General features: G+C 73.7%; 13 protein-coding genes and 2 pseudogenes. 4 read left to right on the top strand and 11 right to left on the bottom strand.

The window, feature by feature from the left end; all coding sequences use genetic code 11:
• Positions 1-53 precede the first annotated feature (53 nt).
• From ruvB to ruvC, 5 genes and pseudogenes are all read right to left on the bottom strand, one after another.
• Positions 54-1,058 (bottom strand): Holliday junction branch migration DNA helicase RuvB, encoded by a 1,005-nt coding sequence (gene ruvB, locus ACGFIA_RS18145; RefSeq protein WP_357386596.1) that lies wholly within the window; start codon positions 1,056-1,058, stop codon positions 54-56.
• A gap of 51 nt (positions 1,059-1,109) precedes the next feature.
• Positions 1,110-1,463, bottom strand: a pseudogene (locus tag ACGFIA_RS18150) (LAGLIDADG family homing endonuclease); the annotation flags it as partial.
• Between the two features lie 452 nt (positions 1,464-1,915).
• Positions 1,916-2,126: pseudogene (locus ACGFIA_RS18155) on the bottom strand (Holliday junction branch migration DNA helicase RuvB); the annotation flags it as partial.
• A 13-nt stretch (positions 2,127-2,139) separates the two neighbouring features.
• A complete protein-coding gene (gene ruvA, locus ACGFIA_RS18160) occupies positions 2,140-2,742 on the bottom strand; it encodes a Holliday junction branch migration protein RuvA (RefSeq protein ID WP_030271013.1) in 603 nt (200 codons plus the stop codon).
• Positions 2,739-3,266, bottom strand: a complete 528-nt coding sequence (gene ruvC, locus ACGFIA_RS18165; RefSeq protein ID WP_357386543.1) for a crossover junction endodeoxyribonuclease RuvC — start codon at positions 3,264-3,266, stop codon at positions 2,739-2,741. The genes ruvA and ruvC overlap by 4 nt, the downstream gene beginning before the upstream one ends.
• Before the next feature lie 184 nt (positions 3,267-3,450).
• On the opposite strand from ruvC, the gene ACGFIA_RS18170 reads away from it, so the two are divergent.
• Positions 3,451-4,233, top strand: coding sequence for a 3-hydroxybutyrate dehydrogenase (locus ACGFIA_RS18170; RefSeq protein WP_357469190.1), 783 nt, complete (start codon positions 3,451-3,453; stop codon positions 4,231-4,233).
• 14 nt (positions 4,234-4,247) lie between these two features.
• Positions 4,248-6,167, top strand: coding sequence for a helix-turn-helix domain-containing protein (locus ACGFIA_RS18175; protein ID WP_357469193.1), 1,920 nt, complete (start codon positions 4,248-4,250; stop codon positions 6,165-6,167).
• 16 nt (positions 6,168-6,183) lie between these two features.
• Here the strand turns inward: ACGFIA_RS18175 and ACGFIA_RS18180 are convergent, their stop codons facing one another.
• From ACGFIA_RS18180 to ACGFIA_RS18205, 6 genes are all read right to left on the bottom strand, one after another.
• Positions 6,184-6,792, bottom strand: a complete 609-nt coding sequence (locus ACGFIA_RS18180) for a TetR/AcrR family transcriptional regulator (protein ID WP_357386547.1) — start codon at positions 6,790-6,792, stop codon at positions 6,184-6,186.
• 11 nt (positions 6,793-6,803) lie between these two features.
• Positions 6,804-8,372: an MFS transporter gene (locus ACGFIA_RS18185; protein ID WP_357469196.1), complete on the bottom strand. Its 1,569-nt coding sequence runs from the start codon at positions 8,370-8,372 to the stop codon at positions 6,804-6,806.
• Positions 8,373-8,507: 135 nt separating this feature from the next.
• Positions 8,508-9,140: a transcriptional regulator gene (locus tag ACGFIA_RS18190; protein ID WP_357386551.1), complete on the bottom strand. Its 633-nt coding sequence runs from the start codon at positions 9,138-9,140 to the stop codon at positions 8,508-8,510.
• A 92-nt stretch (positions 9,141-9,232) separates the two neighbouring features.
• Positions 9,233-10,309: an alcohol dehydrogenase catalytic domain-containing protein gene (locus tag ACGFIA_RS18195; RefSeq protein ID WP_357386553.1), complete on the bottom strand. Its 1,077-nt coding sequence runs from the start codon at positions 10,307-10,309 to the stop codon at positions 9,233-9,235.
• Entirely contained in the window at positions 10,306-11,748 is a 1,443-nt protein-coding gene (locus ACGFIA_RS18200) for an aldehyde dehydrogenase family protein (RefSeq protein WP_357469200.1), read from the bottom strand. The genes ACGFIA_RS18195 and ACGFIA_RS18200 overlap by 4 nt, the downstream gene beginning before the upstream one ends.
• Positions 11,749-11,793: 45 nt before the next feature.
• Entirely contained in the window at positions 11,794-12,447 is a 654-nt protein-coding gene (locus tag ACGFIA_RS18205; RefSeq protein WP_357386557.1) for a TetR family transcriptional regulator, read from the bottom strand.
• Between the two features lie 87 nt (positions 12,448-12,534).
• Between ACGFIA_RS18205 and ACGFIA_RS18210 the strand changes: the two genes are divergently transcribed.
• Positions 12,535-13,707 carry an acyl-CoA dehydrogenase family protein gene (locus tag ACGFIA_RS18210; protein ID WP_393261002.1) on the top strand — a complete coding sequence of 391 codons (1,173 nt, stop codon included), beginning with the start codon at positions 12,535-12,537 and terminating at the stop codon, positions 13,705-13,707.
• Positions 13,708-13,797: 90 nt separating this feature from the next.
• Positions 13,798-14,313 (top strand): peptidoglycan-binding domain-containing protein, encoded by a 516-nt coding sequence (locus ACGFIA_RS18215; RefSeq protein ID WP_357477702.1) that lies wholly within the window; start codon positions 13,798-13,800, stop codon positions 14,311-14,313.
• The last annotated feature ends 49 nt before the right edge of the window (positions 14,314-14,362 follow it).

Here is a 14,362-nt window from a genome sequence, read left to right on the forward strand (position 1 = left end):
AAGTCTAGTCCCTGCTCCTGAGAAGACCGAATGCGGCACAGATCACGAACGGATCACGGCTGGTCGGTCTGCACCGAGAACAGATCGGGCCCCGGAGGGGCATCCATCCCAAATGTACCATTCGGGGGCGTGCGGCCCAGATGGCGCCAGGCGGCCTCCGTCGCCACCCGCCCGCGCGGGGTACGGGCCAGCAGCCCGGCCCGGACCAGGAACGGCTCGCAGACCTCCTCGACCGTGTCCGGCTGCTCGCCCACCGCCACGGCGAGCGTGGACAGGCCCACCGGGCCGCCCCGGAACGAGTCGACGAGCGCGGTCAGCACCGCCCGGTCCAGCCGGTCCAGGCCGAGCGCGTCCACGTCGTAGACGGTCAGCGCGGCCCGCGCCGTCTCCAGCGTGACCACGCCGTCGGCGCGTACCTCGGCGTAGTCCCGCACCCGGCGCAGCAGCCGGTTGGCGATGCGCGGGGTGCCCCGGGACCGGCCGGCGATCTCCGCCGCCCCCTCGGCCCGGATCGGCACGCCGAGGATCCGGGCCGACCGGTGCAGCAGCGTCTCCAGGTCGGCCGGCGCGTAGAAGTCCAGGTGCGCGACGAAGCCGAACCGGTCGCGCATCGGGCCGGTCAGCAGGCCGGAGCGGGTGGTGGCGCCGACCAGCGTGAACGGCTCCACGTCCAGCGGAATAGCGGTCGCACCCGGACCCTTGCCCACCACCACGTCGACCCGGAAGTCCTCCATGGCGCTGTAGAGCAGTTCCTCGGCCGGCTTGGCGATCCGGTGGATCTCGTCGATGAACAGCACGTCGCCCTCGGCGAGGCCGGTCAGGATCGCGGCCAGGTCACCGGAACGCTCGATGGCCGGGCCGCTGGTCACCCGGATCCCGGTGCCCAGCTCGGCGGCGACGATGTTGGCCAACGTTGTGTTGTGCACCACGAAGTCGTTAACCGTGAAGGTGTGGTCGCCGTCGACGGTCAGGCACCGGCACTCCTGCAGGCCGACCGCCTCGACGGAGGCCACCCGGTCGGCGGCGAGCCGTTCGTCGAATCGATCTCGACGCGGCATCCACTCGGCGAGCCGCCGACCTCGCTCACCGATCACCGTCACACGCTGCGCGAACCGCGCCACATCGTCCTGGCTGGTGACGCTCAACCGCCAGGACTCGTGCGGCCGACCCTGGTAACGCCCGCGCTTGAGCTTGAGCCGTGACTGAACACCGAGCCGCAGCAGCAGGTGTTGTACGTCCTCCAGCAGCCCCCGTGAGACGCTGTAGAACTCGACGACCACGTCGTACCGGTCACGTCCCCGGCGGCTCACCGTACCGTCGCAGGCGAAGTAGGCGCCGAGAAACGCCGACACCTGCCAGGCGTCACCTTCGAAGACGAAGTCGGGCACTCGCTTCTGCCAGGCGTTCTTGCCGAGCAGGCCATGTTCGGCCAGCCAGGGCTGAAGACCCGAGATACGGATCATCGAACTGCGGGCACTGTTGGGCCTGGTCACGTGACTGTGCCCGATCCGGTCACAAACAGACCGGAAGTCGGCCAGCACGTCCTCGTCACCCCCCGTGAAGGTGACCTGATTCGTCGTGCATCCGTCGCCGATGAGATAGCCGGCGAGCTTGTACTCGGCGACATCCTGAACGGTGTCCGCGACCAGTTCCGGGCACAGGACATTGGCGACGAAGTCGCGGTCGGTGAGATCTCCCGCCTTCGTCCAGCCCTCGGTGGTCCAGAAGGGGTGGTCGGGTGCCGCGACGACATCCCGCCCGCTCGTGGTCCGGATCCTGACCGACTCCAGTTCACCCTGCTCGTGCACCGCCAGCACGGTGGCGCCCGCCCCGGTTCGGGTGATGACCCGGTCACCCACCTCGATGTCACCGAGCCGGCGCCGTGATCCGTTCTCCAACAGGACCAGAGCCTCCACGGACACCGGCTTCCCGAGACCCGGCGGGCCCGACAGGAGGATGTGGTCGGGCGGGGAGCCGCGCCGCATCGCGCCCTGCAACAGCAGGTCGAGCTGGTCGCGGACGCGGTGCTGGGCGATGAACTCGTCGAGCCGCTTCGGGCGGACGCTCGCCTCGGCGTCCCGCTCGGCGTCGTCCACGTACGCCGAGACCAGGTTGTCGTCGCTCATCCGCGCGGGCCCGTCACCGCGTCCGGCCCAGAAGGCGGATGGCCTGCTTGAGCAGCACCGGCACCGGCGGGGTCTCGCCGTCGACCGTCTCCGCCACCGCGGCCACGGCCTGCTCGGCCTGGCCCGCCGTCCAGCCGAGCCCGACCAGCGCCTGGCGCACCTGCTCCGGCCAGGCGCCCCCGGTCACCCCGGCCGCGCCGTCGGCGCCCACCGGCACCGGACCGACCCGGTCGCGCAGCTCCAGCACCAGCCGCTCGGCGCCCTTCTTGCCGATGCCCGGCACCCGGGTCAGCGCCGCGGTGTCGGCGTTGGCGATGGCCTTGCGGACCGCGTCCGGCGTGTGCACGGCGAGCACCGCCTGGGCCAGCCGGGGACCGACCCCGCTGGCGGTCTGGAGCAGCTCGAACAACTGCTTGGCGTCGTCGTCGGCGAAGCCGTAGAGGGTGAGCGAGTCCTCCCGGACCACAAGACTGGTGGCCAGCCGGGCGGGCTGGCCCACGCGCAGGTCGGCGAGCGTGCCCGGGGCGCACTGCACGGCCAGGCCGATGCCGCCCACCTCCACCACCGCGTGATCCGGGCCGGTGGCGGTCACCGTGCCGCGTACGCTCGCGATCATCGCGTCCCTCCTCGTCGAGCCTGTTGCGCGGCGGCGGCCAGCTTGGACCGGGTGCCCCCGCGCCACACGTGACAGATGGCCAGCGCCAGCGCGTCGGCGGCGTCGGCCGGCTTCGGCGGCTCGGGCAGCCGCAACAGCCGGGTCACCATGGCGGTCATCTGCTTCTTGTCCGCCTGCCCCGAGCCGGTCACCGCGGCCTTGACCTCGCTCGGCGTGTACGTCGTCACCGGCAGCCCGGCCCGCGCCCCGGCGAGCACGGCCACGCCGCTGGCCTGCGCGGTGCCCATCACGGTGCGGACGTTGTGCTGGCTGAACACCCGCTCCACGGCTACCGCGTCCGGCCGGTGCTCGGCGACCAGGTCGGTGAGCGAGCGGTCCAGGTGCAGCAGGCGCAGCGCGAGGTCGTCGGCCGGGTCGGTGTAGACCACGTAGTAGGCCACGAGCGTGCAGGGGCGGCCCGGCACGCCCTCGACCACGCCGACCCCGCACCGGGTCAGCCCCGGGTCGACGCCCAGCACGCGCACGCCGCCTCCTCCCCGAGCCGCCAGCAGTACGTGTGTTCGACACACCCTACTGGTGGCCGCCGACGGCGGGTCGGCCGGACACGCCGGGCACGGGTGGTGACGCGGCGCACCACACAGGCGGGCGGTGGAGTATGTGTCGCCGCCCCATGTGCCGGGGGGCACCCGGCTCGTACGTTCATGCGCCATGACGGCAGAACCAGTGGCGGCCCCCCACGTCGTACACGTCGACCTGACCGATCGCATCGCGCTGGTCACAGGTGGTGGCGGCGGCATCGGCCGGGCCTGTGCCCTGCGCCTGGCCGCGGCCGGCGCGACGGTCGTGGTGCTGGACCGCGACGTGGCGGCGGCCGAGGCGGTGGCCGCCGAGGCGGGCGGCCGGGCGGTCGGGATCGACCTGGCCGACCCGGCGGCGGTGGACCGGCTCGACGTCGACGCCGACATCGTGGTCAACAACGCCGGCCTGCAGCACGTCGCGCCGGTGCAGGACTTCCCGGTCGAGCGCTTCGAGTACATCCAGCGGGTGATGGTCGAGGCGCCGTTCCTGCTGATCCGCCGCGCGCTGCCCCGGATGTACGCGAACGGCTGGGGCCGGATCGTGAACATCTCCTCGGTGCACGGGCTGCGCGCCTCGCCGTTCAAGGCCGCGTACGTCTCGGCCAAGCACGCGCTGGAGGGCCTGTCCAAGGTGGTCGCGCTGGAGGGCGCCGCGCACGGCGTCACCGCCAACTGCATCAACCCGGCGTACGTGCGCACCGCGCTGGTGGAGAGCCAGATCGCCGACCAGGCGGCCACCCACGGCATCGGCGAGGACGAGGTGGTCGAGAAGATCATGCTGGCCCGGGCGGCGATCAAGCGGCTGATCGAGCCGGCCGAGGTGGCCGAACTGGTGGCCTACCTGTGCTCCCCGCCGGCGGCGTTCCTCACCGGCACCTCGATCGCCCTCGACGGGGGCTGGACGGCGAACTAGTGGCCTCGCGCACAATGTCGCTCATGTCGTCGCCGGTGGAGTTCCTGGAGTTGCTGGCGCGCGAGGCCGCCGCTGTCGAGTTCGAGGGCCCGCTGGTGGCCGCGCGCGCCGCCGGCCTGCCCGCCGAACGGCTGGCCGAGCTGGAGCAGGCGAAGGTGGTGGCGCTGCGGGTACGGGCGCTGCTGGCGCGCCGGCGCCGCCGGGAGACCGAGCTGTCCGGCCTGTACGACACCGCGAGCGACCTGGCCGGCCTGCGGGATCTGGACGACGTGCTGCGCGCGATCGTGCACCGGGCGCGGATCCTGCTCGGCACCGACGTGGCGTACATGACGCTGAACGACGACGAGCGCGGCGACACGTACATGCGGGTCACCGACGGCTCCATCTCGGCCCGGTTCCAGCGGCTGCGGCTGGAGCTGGGCGACGGGCTCGGCGGGCTGGTCGCGCAGACCGGCACCCCGTACGTCACCTCGAACTACCAGGAGGACGAGCGGTTCCGGCACACCGGGGAGATCGACGGCGGCGTGGGCGAGGAGGGCCTGGTGGCCATCCTCGGCGTGCCGCTGCGGCTCGGGTCCAGCGTGATCGGCGTGCTGTACGCGGCCAACCGCTCGGCCCGGCCGTTCGCCCGCGAGGAGGTGTCGCTGCTGGTGTCGCTGGCGGCGCACGCGGCGGTGGCGATCGACACCGCCCGGCTGCTCGCCGAGACGCGCGCGGCGCTGGCCGAGCTCTCCGCGGCGAACAGCACCATCCGGGCGCACAGCAGCTCGGTGGAGCGCGCCGCCGCCGCGCACGACCGGATGACCGCGCTCGTGCTGCGCGGCGGCGGGATGGAGGACGTGGCGGCGGCGGTCACCGAGGTGCTCGGCGGCGCGCTGCTGGCGCTGGACGCCGAGGGCCGGCGGCTGGCCCGGGTCGGCGAGATCGAGGAGCCGGACCGGGCGGACATCGTGGAGGCGGTCGCCGCGTCGCGTACCGAGGGGCGCAGCGTGCGCCGGGGCCCGCTCTGGTACGCCGCGGTGGTGGCCGGCGCGGAGAACCTGGGCGCGCTGGTGCTGCGCCCGGACGACGAGCTGGTCGACGCCGACCAGCGGATCCTGGAGCGGGCCGCGCTGGTGACCGCGCTGCTGCTGCTGTTCCGCCGGACCGTGGCCGAGGCGGAGGGTCGGGTACGCGGCGAGCTGCTTGACGACCTGATCGCCCGGCCGCTGCGTGACGCCGACGCGCTACGAGCGCGGGCCCGCCGGATCGCCGTGGACCTGGACGCCCCGCACGTGCTGGTGGCGGTCGGCGACGACGCGTTCGCCGAGACCGGGTCGGCCCGGCAGCGGGTGCTGTCCTGGGCCACCACGTACGCCTCGACCCGGGGTGGCCTGGCCGCGGCGCGCGACGGGCGGGTGGTGCTGATGCTGCCCGGCAACGACGCCGGCGGCGCGGCCCGCGCGGTGGCCCGGGATTTGTCCCGGGTGACCGGCCGCCCGGTGACCGCCGGGGCGAGCGGCCCGTCGACCGGTCCGGCGTCGCTGGCGGTCACGTTCGCCGAGGCGGAGCGCTGCCTGTCCGCGCTCGGTGCGCTGGGCCGGGCCGGGCAGGGGGCGAGCACCACCGAGCTGGGCTTCGTCGGGCTGCTGCTCGGTGCGGTCGGCGACGCCGGGGACCGGGACGTGGCCCGGTTCCTCGCCACGACCGTGGGGCCGGTGCTGGACTACGACGCCCGGCGGGGCACGGCGCTGGTGAAGACGCTGGAGGCGTACTTCGGGGTGGGCGGCAGCCTGGCCCGGGCCGCCGAGCAGTTGCACGTGCACGTCAACACCGTCACCCAGCGGCTGGAGCGGGTCGGGCACCTGCTCGGCGCGGACTGGCAGCGGCCGGAGCGGGCGCTGGAGGTGCAGCTCGCGCTGCGCCTGCACCGGCTGCGCACGCCCGGCCGCTGACCGGGCGCCGGCCGGGTCAGCGGACGCGCAGGCCGTCCAGGACCGTGTCCACGATCCGCTCCGGCAGCAGCCGCTCGTCGCGCTCGGGGTGCCAGCGCAGCATCCGCTGGGTGAGCATCGGCGCGGTCAGCAGTGCCATCGCCACCTCGATGTCGAGGTCGGCGCGCAGCTCGCCCCGGTCGACGGCACGGCGCAGCACCTCGCGCATCGCCGCGCGCCGGGGCCCGATGATCGCCTCGTACGCCTGCCGGTGGGCGGAGCTGCGGTTCACCTCCGGCACCAGGCAGGGCATGATCTTGCGGACGCGGGGGTCGGCGTGCTGGCCCACCGCGCCGACGAGCACCACCAGGTCGTCGCGGACGGAGCGCCCGGCAGTGCGGGGCGCGGGTCCCTTGAGCGTGCGCAACGCGTCCAGCAGCAGCGCGTCCTTGCCCGGCCAGCGGCGGTAGATGGTGGCCTTGCCGACTCCGGCGCGGTTCGCGATCGCCTCGATGGACAGCGACTCGACGGTGCTGCCCTCGGCCAGCAGGTCGAGGGCGGCGTCGATGATCGCCTCGTCCGCGCGGGTGCTCCGCGGTCGCCCGGGCGACCGCGGAGCATCCGCCGTGGAAGTCATGTCAGACATTGTCCACGAACCTACGCGGTACCGGCCAACTCCCGGTCCGTGACCGGCGTCGCGCCGGGCGCGGCGACGACCGGACGGCCCGGCATCCAGCGCAGCACGATCACGATGCCGAGCGCGGCCACAAACGCGGAGGCGCCCGCGGCCCAGTGCATGGCCGACACGAACGAGTCGTTCGCCGCGTCGATCAGTCGCGGCGCGTCGGGGCCGAGCCGGCCGGCGACGGCGTACGCCCCGGAGACCGACTCGCGGGCCGCGTCGCGTACCGGGGCGGGCAGTTCGGCCACCGCCGGGCCGACCTGGTCGCGGTAGACGGCGGAGAGCACCGAGCCGATCACCGCCACGCCGAGCGCGCCGGCGACCTGACGCACGGTGTTGCTCACCGCCGAACCGACACCGGCCTTCTCCCGGGGCAGCGACGACATGATCGACTCGGTGGCCGGCGGCATGATGTTCGCCATCCCGGCGCCCTGGAGGAAGCCCAGCGCCGAGAAGATCCAGATCGGGGTGTCCGCGTCGATGAAGACGAACGCGGCGAGCGCCACTGTGGTGAGAAGCAGCCCGGCGGCCGCGACCGCCCGGCCGCCGTAGCGGCGGACCATCGCCGCGCTGCGCGGCGCGAAGATGAGCTGGGCCGCGGCGAACGGCAGGAACAGCAGGCCGCTCTCCAGCGGGCTGTAGCCACGCACGAGCTGGAGATAGAACGCGCCGAAGAACAGCACGCCCATGGCGGCGAAGAAGATCAGCCCGACCAGGGCCACCGGCGCGGCGAACCGGGGCACCCGGAACAGCCGTACGTCCAGCGACGGGTGGTCGCTGCGCAGCTCGTGGGCGACGAACCAGCCGAGCACCGCGAGGCCGCCGAGGACCGCGATCCACACCTGAGGGCGACCGAAGCCGTGCTCGCCGCCGTCGATGATGCCGTAGGTGAGCGCGACCAGGCCGACCACCGACAGCAGCACGCCGAGCAGGTCGACCCGGCCGGGCTTCGGGTCTCGGGACTCGGGGACCAGGGCCGCGACGAGCACCACGCCGAGCGCCACCACCGGCACGTTGATCAGGAATACCGAGCCCCACCAGAAGTGCTCCAGCAGCGCGCCGCCGAGCACCGGGCCGATCGCCACCGCGAGGCCGACCGCGCCGGCCCAGACGCCGATCGCCTTGGCGCGCTCGCGCGGGTCGAAGACGTTGGAGATGATCGAGAGCGTCACCGGCATGATGGCCGCGCCGCCGACGCCCATCAGCGCGCGGGCCGCGATCAGCTGGCCCGGATCCTGCGCGTACGCGGACAGCAGCGAGGACAGGCCGAACAGCGCCAGCCCGAGGATCAGGAAGCGGCGGCGGCCGAGCCGGTCACCGAGCACGCCGAAGGTGAACAGCAGCCCGGCGAAGACCAGTGTGTAGGAGTTGATCGCCCACTCCAGCTCGCCCTGCGTGGCGCCGAGGCCGTGCACCGGGTCGGCCAGGGTGCGCAGCGCGACGTTGAGGATGGTGTTGTCGAGGACGACCACGAGGAGGCTGATCACCAGCACCCCGAGGATCACCCACCTCCTCGGGTGTCCCGTGTTCTCGTGTGGTTCCACTTGCCGCTCTCCCCCCGGTTCACCCGCGCCGAAATACGATACGGGTCGGACTCGTAACCATGCCGAGCGTAGGCGAGCGGATTTCGATACGGTACCGGTTCGTATCGAGTGTGTCTCAGGTCACGTCCGGGTCCCCTAGGGCATGGCGGCGCGGCGCCCGGCCGCGGCGCGGCAGGAGGTGAGCGCGTCGGACAGGGTCCTCAGATGCCCCGCCGGCGGCGTGATCCAGCCCGGTCCGGCGCTGTGCACCCACACCGACGGGAACTCCCGCGCGAACCGGGCCATCCGGTACGCCCGGCCGGTCACCGGAGTCTGCGACCACACCACCACCGTGTGCGGCCGGCTGCGGCGCACCGCACTGGCCAGCGCCGGCCAGGGCAGGGCAGCGCCCAGGAACAGGCTGCCCATGTTCGCCTCCCGCAGCGCGGCGGCGAGCGCGTGCAGGCCGAGACAGTGCAGCTCCTGTTCGGCCGCGGCGAGCAGGATCCCCCCGGACGGCAACCCCCGCCCCGGCTCCCGCAGCAGCGCGTCCAGGCCGGACCGGATCCCCTCGGAGAAGGCGTGCTCCACCGCCACCTCGACCGCGCTGTGCCCGGGCAGCGCGGCCAGCATCGGCGCGCAGACCCGCTCCCACACCGCCGTCACGCCCCACCGCCCGGCGGCCTCGACGACCAGCCCGGCCACCCGGTCACCGTCCAGATCCTCCGCGGCGAGCGTGAGGTGCTTGCGGACGCCCTCGACGGCGTCGCCGGGCATCGCCTCGGTCACCAGAAGCACCTCCCGGGTAGACGGTCACTACCCAGGGATTCGGCGGAACGGCACCGCTTGGATGCGCTCGGGCCGCCCTGATCGAGGCAACCTCAGTCCGGGAAGGTGACCACCCAGCGGGCGCCCTCGCCCCGGGCCAGCCGGTCCAGCGCCGCGGGCGCCTCGGTCAGCGGCACCGTGCCGCTCACCAGCGGCCCCAGGTCCAGGTCGCCGGCGGCGAGCGCGGCGGCCAGCTCCGGCACCTCCAGATCGGGGTCGGTCGAGCCGTACACCGAGGAGCGCAGCGTGCGCGCGGAGTGGAAGATGTCCAGCGCGGAGAGGCTGAGCAGGTCGTCCTTGCCGCCCATGCCGACCACTGTGACCGCTCCCCCGCGCCGCGTCGCCCGCCAGGCGGCGCGGATGGTGGCGGACCGGCCGACGCACTCGAACGCGTGGTCCACGCCGCGCCCGTCGGTGCGGGCCCGGATCTCCTTGCCCAGCCGGTCGTCCGAGCGCAGGAAGTCGGTGGCCCCGGCGGCGAGCGCCAGGTCCCGCTTGGCCTCCACGACGTCCACCGCGAGGATCGGCGCCGCGCCGGCTCGCCGCGCGGCGGTCAGCACCGCGAGGCCCACCCCGCCGAGGCCGATCACCGCGACCGACTCGCCGGGTGCGACCCGCGCGGTGTTGCGGACCGCGCCGACGCCGGTGAGCACCGCGCAGCCCAGCACCGCCGCCTGCTCCGGCGGCAGCCCGGCCGGCACCGGTACGGCGGCGTGCTGCGGCACCACCACCTCCTCGGCGAGCGCGCCGAGCCCGAGCGTGACCTGCAGGGGCTCACCGGCGGCCGTCTCGCCCCGGGGCGTGGACGGGTTGGGGTTGGCCGCGCAGAGCCACGGTTCGCCGTGCCGGCAGTGCCAGCACTCCCGGCAGGCGGGCGCCCAGTTGAGCACCACCGGCGTGCCGACCGCCAGTGTCGTGCCCGGCCCGGCCTCGGCCACCACGCCCGTCGCCTCGTGCCCCAGCACCAGCGGGTACGTGGGTGCCAGCGTGCCGTCCACCATGGCCAGGTCGGAGTGGCAGATGCCGGCGGCGCGGATGCGTACCCGCAGCTCGCCCGGGCCCGGCGCGGGCAGGCGTACCTCCTCGACCGCCGGGGTGGCGCCCCGGCCGCGCACCACGAGCGCCCTCACCGCTGGATCGCCTTCAGCTCGGTGAACTCCTCCACGCCGTACGCGCCCAACTCTCGGCCGAGGCCGGACTGCTTGTAGCCGCCGAACGGGGCGAGCGGGTTGAACGCGCCGCCGTTGACGTCCACCTGGCCGGTACGCATCCGCCGGGCCACCGCCAGCGCCGCGTCGGAGTCGGCGGACCAGACCGCGCCGGCCAGCCCGTACCGGGAGTTGTTGGCGATGGCGACCGCCTCGTCGGTGTCGGCGAACGGGATCACCGCGAGCACCGGACCGAACACCTCCTCCTGGGCGAGCGCGCTGTCCGGGTGGACATCGGCGAAGACGGTGGGCGCGACGAAGTGACCCTGCGGCGGCAGTGGCGCGTCCGGGCCACCGGCGACGAGCCGGGCGCCGTCGGCGAGCGCGCGGTCCACGTGGTCGCGTACCCGCTGGGCCTGCGCGGCGGAGGCCAGCGGGCCGAGCCGGGTGGCCGGGTCGAAGGGGTCGCCGAGCCGGTAGCCGGCCACCGCCGCCGCGACCAGGTCCAGCGCCTCGGCGTAGCGGTCGCGGTGGACGAGCATCCGGGTCCAGGCGGTGCAGGTCTGCCCGGAGTTGAGCAGCGCGTTGCCGACGCCGACCTTGACCGCGGTGGGCAGGTCGGCGTCGGCCAGGATGACGTTCGCCGACTTGCCGCCGAGTTCCAGCGACACCCGGGCGAGCCGTTCGGCGGCGAGATGGGCGATGCGCCGGCCGGTGGCGGTGGAGCCGGTGAACGAGACCAGGTCGACGTCGGGGTGCGCGGCGAGCGCCTCGCCGACGACCGGGCCGGTGCCGGGCACCAGGTTCACCACTCCCGGTGGCAGGCCGGCGTCGACGATCGCGTCGAAGAGCAGGTAGGCGGTCAGCGGCGTCAGCTCGCTGGGCTTGAGCACCACAGTGCACCCGGCGGCGAGCGCGGGCGCGACCTTCGCGACCACCTGGTGCAGCGGGTAGTTCCACGGGGTGATCGCGCCGACCACGCCGACCGGCTCCCGGACCACGAGCGAGTTGCCGACCGTGTGCTCGGCGGCCGGGCGGGCGGCCAGGTCGACCATGCTCCGCAGCACGGTGAGCGGCAGGCCGGCCTGGACGCGGGTGGCGAGCTTGAGCGGGGTGCCCAGCTCGGTCGCCACCGTACGGGCGATCTCGTCGGCGCGGGCGGCGAGCGCGCTGTGCAGCCGGTCGAGGTGCGCGGCCCGCTGTTCGGGGGCGGTGGCGGCCCAGCCGGGGAACGCCGCGCGGGCGGCGGCGACCGCGCGCTCCACGTCGGCCGGTGTGCCGGCGGGCACCTCGCCGACGGTGCTCGCGGTGGCCGGATTCTCCACCGGGATGGTGTCGCCCGACGACGGGTCGACCCAGTCACCGGCGATGTGCAGGTGGCGGCGCGTCAGCAGGGCGGGCGGGGCGGCGGCGAGATCCATGGCGTCCTTCGGGGGCGGGGGAAACTAGCGGTGGGAGTTTCTACGCTACTCCGGACCGCCGACCCGTTCCAGCGGGGCGACGGTGGCGGCGTACTCGGCGGCGAGCCCGTGCAGCAGCGCGTCCAGGCCGAGCGCGAACGCGCCCTCGTCCACGCTGCGCTGGTGGCCGGCGAGCCGGTGCGCCTGGTTGAGGTGCGGGTGCGCGGCGTAGAGCGAGGGGTCCTCGACGAAGCCGCGGGCGAACGAGCCGAGCGCGGACCCGGCCACGAAGTAGCGCATGGCGGCGCCGATGTGGGTGGCCCGCGCGGGCGGCCAGCCGGCCCGCACCAGCGCGCCGTAGACCGCGTCGGCCATGGCGAGCGCGGCCGGACGGCGGCCCGGCCCCTGCGCCAGGTACGGCACGATGTTCGGGTGCGCGGCCAGCGCGGCCCGGTACGAGTGCGCCCAGCGGCCGAGCGCGTCAAGCCAGTCGTACTCGTCGAAGACGCCGGTGTCGACGGTGGCCGCGACGCCGTCGGCCACCGCGTCGAGGATCTCCTCCTTGGTGGCGAAGTGGTTGTAGAGCGAGGGACCGCGTACGCCGAGCGCGGCGGCGAGCCGCCGGGTCGAGAGCGCGTCCAGCCCGTCGGCGTCGATCAGGGCCAACGCGGTCTCGACGATCCGATCGCGGGTGAGCAGGGCCTGCCGGGGTCTGGGCACCTGGTCATCATCCTCCCTTCGACATCGGGTCTGGACGCGGGAAAACTTCCAGCGCTAGTTTAGAGCCAGTCGACCTGAGGGGGCACCGTGGACTTCGCACTGTCCGACGAGGAACGCGCGATCCGGGACACCGTTCGCACGTTCGTCACCCGTGAGGTGATGCCGCTGGAGGCGGAGGTGCTGCGCCGCGAGCGCGCCCACCAGCCCGGCCTGGACCGCTCCGAGCTGCGCGAACTCCAGCTCAAGGCGAAGAAGTTCGGCTTCTGGGGGCTGGCCACGCCGGAGGAGTACGGCGGGATGGCCCTCCCGGCGGTCATGCAGTCGCTGATCTGGACCGAGCTGGGCCGCAGCTTCGTGCCGTTCCGCTTCGGCGGCGAGGCCGACAACATCCTGTTCCACGCCACCGAGGAGCAGAAGCGCGAGTTCCTGATCCCCACCATCGAGGGCGAACGGATCTCCTGCTTCGCCATCACCGAGCCCGGCGCGGGCTCCGACGCGGCGAACATCAAGCTGCGTGCCCGCCGCGACGGCGACGACTGGGTCCTCGACGGCGAGAAGACGTTCATCACCAACGGCAACGACGCCGACTTCGCCATCGTGGTCGCGGTGACCGACCCGGAGAAGGGCGCCCGTCGCGGCGGCGCGACCGCGTTCCTGGTGGACCGCACGATGGGCTGGCGATCCGAGTTCATCCAGACCATGGGCGAGGGCGGCCCGGCCTCGCTGATCTTCGACGGCGTACGGGTGCCGCACCGCAACATCCTCGGCGAGATCGGGCAGGGCTTCACGCTCGGCATGGAGTGGATCGGCAAGGGTCGTTACACGATCCCGTCGCACGCCATCGGCATCGCCGAACGCGTCCTGCAGATGGCCATCGACCACGCCAACACGCGGGAGACGTTCGGCGCGCCGATCGCCACCAACCAGGCCATCCAGTGGATGATCGCCGACTCGGAGACCGAGCTGGAGGCGGCCCGCTGGCTGATCCTGCGCTCGGCCTGGACCGTCGATGCGGGCCTCGACCCCCGGCACGCCTCCTCCATGGGCAAGCTCTACGGCGCCGGCATGGTCAACCGGGTGGTGGACCGGGTGCTGCAGATCCACGGCGGCATGGGCTACACCCGTGAGCTGCCGATCGAACGCTGGTACCGGCAGGTGCGGCTGTACCGGATCTTCGAGGGCACCGACGAGATGCAGCGGCTGATCATCTCCCGGGACCTGCTGCGCGGGTACACGAAGATCGGCGGCCATCTGGCCTGACGCGTCGTGTCTCAATCCTGACTCTGCGCAACCACGCGCAGGTCTGGGGTGTGTCCCCGGCACAGGCACCACCAGCTGGAGGGGATGCACATGCGCACACGAACCAGGGCGGTCGCGCTCACGACGGCCGCCGCCATGCTCGGAGTCCTCGCGCTCTCGGCCGCACCGGCCTCGGCGAGCGTGAGTCAGGGGTACATCGCGGGTTCCGGCGACTGGCGGGACGACTGGGGCGACGAGGGCCCGTTCTCGGCGTCGACGCGCTCGTACAGCAACGTCGTCGCCATGTGGCAGATGATCCTGTGGGCCGACGGCTACCTCACCCGCTCCGAGGTCGACTGCCGGTTCGGGCCGCAGACGACGGCCGCCACGAAGCGGTGGCAGAGCGCCCGGGGCCTCGTCGCCGACGGCGTCGTCGGGGCCAGGACCCTGTCCCGGGCGGCCACCCGCCTCGGCGTCTGGGAGAGCGAGGGCTGGTACTACTACGACGGAGCCACCGACTACTTCCAGCTCGGTCGCCGGACCGACGGCAGGTGGGACATGAGCCTCGGCCCGGACCAGGAGTGGAAGCTGCTCTCCTACACGTCCGCGACCTTCGCCGTCTGCTGACCCACAGGTACGGCCGGCGCGCGGTGGCGGGCCGGCCGTACTCCGGGTG

This window comes from Micromonospora sp. NPDC049203, from assembly GCF_043197215.1.
Taxonomy (GTDB): domain Bacteria; phylum Actinomycetota; class Actinomycetes; order Mycobacteriales; family Micromonosporaceae; genus Micromonospora.

Coding starts and splice junctions, on each gene's coding strand:
- ruvB (WP_357386596.1), bottom strand. CDS start 1,058: ATGCCGCGTCGAGATCGATTCGACGAACGGCTCGCCGCCGACCGGGTG.
- ruvA (WP_030271013.1), bottom strand. CDS start 2,742: ATGATCGCGAGCGTACGCGGCACGGTGACCGCCACCGGCCCGGATCAC.
- ACGFIA_RS18170 (WP_357469190.1), top strand. CDS start 3,451: ATGACGGCAGAACCAGTGGCGGCCCCCCACGTCGTACACGTCGACCTG.
- ACGFIA_RS18175 (WP_357469193.1), top strand. CDS start 4,248: ATGTCGCTCATGTCGTCGCCGGTGGAGTTCCTGGAGTTGCTGGCGCGC.
- ACGFIA_RS18180 (WP_357386547.1), bottom strand. CDS start 6,792: ATGTCTGACATGACTTCCACGGCGGATGCTCCGCGGTCGCCCGGGCGA.
- ACGFIA_RS18200 (WP_357469200.1), bottom strand. CDS start 11,748: ATGGATCTCGCCGCCGCCCCGCCCGCCCTGCTGACGCGCCGCCACCTG.
- ACGFIA_RS18215 (WP_357477702.1), top strand. CDS start 13,798: ATGCGCACACGAACCAGGGCGGTCGCGCTCACGACGGCCGCCGCCATG.